The sequence below is a fragment of the Williamsia sp. genome, assembly GCF_016462415.1.
Lineage (GTDB): Bacteria > Actinomycetota > Actinomycetes > Mycobacteriales > Mycobacteriaceae > Williamsia_A.
Map to the genome: position 1 here is coordinate 10,546 of NZ_JAEMTF010000119.1, position 2,445 is coordinate 12,990.

Consider the following 2,445-nt stretch of genomic DNA (forward strand, 5'->3'; position numbering starts at 1 on the left):
CCGCCGACCCCACCGGCGTGGGATCCCCTCGGAGTGGCCCCGTTCGCCTGGGATCTCCCCGAGCCGTCGGTGGCACCTCCTCCGGCCCCGGTGCGGCGCCGATCCGCTCTCACCCCGATCACCCTCGGTGCCGCCCTGCTCGTCGCCGCCGGCGCCTCCACCGCGGCGTTCGCCGGCGTCGACGCGCTGACGCCGGGCCGCATCACGGCGCTGGCCCTGGCCGTCGTCTGCGTGGGTCTGCTCATCGGGGCGGTCACCCGACGGGGACCGGGCCTCGTCCCGGTGGCGGTGATCCTGGCCGTCGGGGTGGTGATCAGCTCGGCCGCATCGAGCATGGGGCCGCTACCCGCCGGCGGAGTCGGTGATCGTGACTGGCGTCCGGTGACCGATCGCGACATCGCGCCGAGATACGAACTCACCGTGGGGTCGGCGACACTCGACCTGCGGTCGGTGTCGTTGACGGGCAACCGTTCGGTCCGGCTGCGGGTCGGCCTCGGTGAGGCGATCGTGGTCGCACCGGCCGGGATGAACCTGAAGGTGCGGTGCCGCACCACCATCGGCGACGAGACGTGCCGGACCGGACTCGACGGCGGCTCGGACGGCACGGCGGGACCGGTCCTCGACATCGACGCGTCGAGCATCGTGGGACACGTGGAGGTCAGCCGTGGATGACAACCGCTTCTCCCCCACCCAGGCCGTCGTCGGTGTCGCCGGGCTCGCGATCGCGATCTGGGGACTGGCCGGCGCACCCGACATCGCCGACAGCAGTGCGGTGCGCTGGGGCGTGGTCGGGATCGCGATCCTGATCGGCCTGGTGCTGATCGTCGTCGGTGGACTCAGCGGCCGAAACCGCTGAGCCATACGCCGGTCACTCCCACTCGATCGTGCCCGGCGGCTTGCTCGTCACGTCGAGAACGACTCGGTTGACCTCGGCGACCTCATTGGTGATGCGCGTGGAGATGATCTCCAGCACCTCGTACGGCACGCGGGTCCAGTCAGCGGTCATCGCGTCCTCGCTCGACACCGGTCGCAGGACGATCGGGTGGCCGTAGGTGCGGCCGTCGCCCTGCACCCCGACACTGCGGACGTCGGCGAGCAGCACGACCGGGCACTGCCAGATCGAGTTGTCCAGGCCCGCGCTCGTCAGTTCCTCGCGGGCGATGAGGTCCGCGGCCCGCAGGGTCTCGAGACGATCCGCGGTCACCTCCCCCACGATGCGGATGGCGAGCCCCGGTCCGGGGAACGGTTGGCGACCGACGATGTCATCGGGCAGACCGAGCTCGCGCCCCACTGCACGGACCTCGTCCTTGAAGAGCAGACGCAACGGCTCGACCAGTGAGAACTCCAGGTCCTCAGGCAGGCCGCCGACGTTGTGGTGGCTCTTGATGTTCGCGGTACCCGTGCCGCCACCGGACTCGACGACGTCGGGGTACAGAGTCCCCTGCACCAGAAAGTCGACGCTTCCTTCGCTGCCGTCGAGGACGTCGGTGACCGCACCCTCGAACGACCGGATGAACTCACGACCGATGATCTTGCGCTTGGTCTCCGGGTCGCTGTGCCCGGCCAGCTCACGCAGGAACGTCTCCTCGGCGTCGACGGTGACCAGTCGCGCACCGGTGGCGGCGACGAAGTCGGTCTGGACCTGCTCGCGCTCACCGGCCCGCAGCAGTCCGTGGTCGACGAACACACACGTCAGACGGTTGCCGATGGCCCGCTGCACCAGCGCGGCGGCCACCGCGGAGTCGACGCCACCGGACAGCCCGCACAGCGCGCGCCCGTCACCGACCTGCGCGCGGACCTGCTCGACGAGGGCGTCGGCGATGTTCGCGGCGGTCCAGTCGGCCTCGAGACCGGCGATCTCGTAGAGGAACTTCGTCAGGATGTGCTGTCCGTGCGGGGTGTGCATCACCTCCGGGTGGTACTGCACACCGGCCATCCGACGTTCGAGGTTCTCGAACGCGGCCACCGGCGCTCCCGGGGTGGACGCGGTGACCGTGAAGCCCGCCGGGGCTTCCTGCACGGCGTCGTTGTGGCTCATCCACACCGGCTGCGTCTCCGGCGTGCCTGCCATCAGCACCGACTCCCCGATCGACGACAGCGTCGTGCGACCGAATTCGCGGCCGCCGGTGTTGGCGACCACGCCGCCGAGTTCCTTGGCCATCGCCTGGTAGCCGTAGCAGATGCCGAACACCGGGATGTCGAGGTCGAGGACGGCGGGATCCAGGCCGGGCGCATCGTCGGCGTACACCGACGCCGGCCCGCCCGAGAGGACCAGGGCCACCGGGTTTTTCGCGGCGATCTCCTCGATGGTCGCGGTGTGCGGGATGACCTCGGAGTAGACGCGGGCCTCGCGGACCCGACGTGCGATCAACTGCGCGTACTGGGCGCCGAAATCGACGACGAGGACCGGGCGGGGTGCGGCCGATTCGACCGGATCAGGGGCTG

General features: G+C 70.4%; 2 protein-coding genes and 1 pseudogene. 2 read left to right on the forward strand and 1 reads right to left on the reverse strand.

Annotated features, from left to right (window positions below; genetic code table 11):
- Together JHC79_RS20360 and JHC79_RS20365 are read left to right on the forward strand one after the other, a co-directional pair.
- Positions 1–672, forward strand: a pseudogene (locus JHC79_RS20360) (hypothetical protein); the annotation flags it as partial.
- Positions 665–856: a hypothetical protein gene (locus JHC79_RS20365; protein ID WP_296394249.1), complete on the forward strand. Its 192-nt coding sequence runs from the start codon at positions 665–667 to the stop codon at positions 854–856. The pseudogene JHC79_RS20360 and the gene JHC79_RS20365, both read left to right, overlap by 8 nt.
- A gap of 12 nt (positions 857–868) precedes the next feature.
- On the opposite strand, the gene guaA is transcribed toward JHC79_RS20365, so the two are convergent.
- Positions 869–2,445 (reverse strand): glutamine-hydrolyzing GMP synthase (gene guaA / locus JHC79_RS20370; RefSeq protein WP_296394250.1); only part of this gene is annotated, 1,577 nt, incomplete at its 5' end.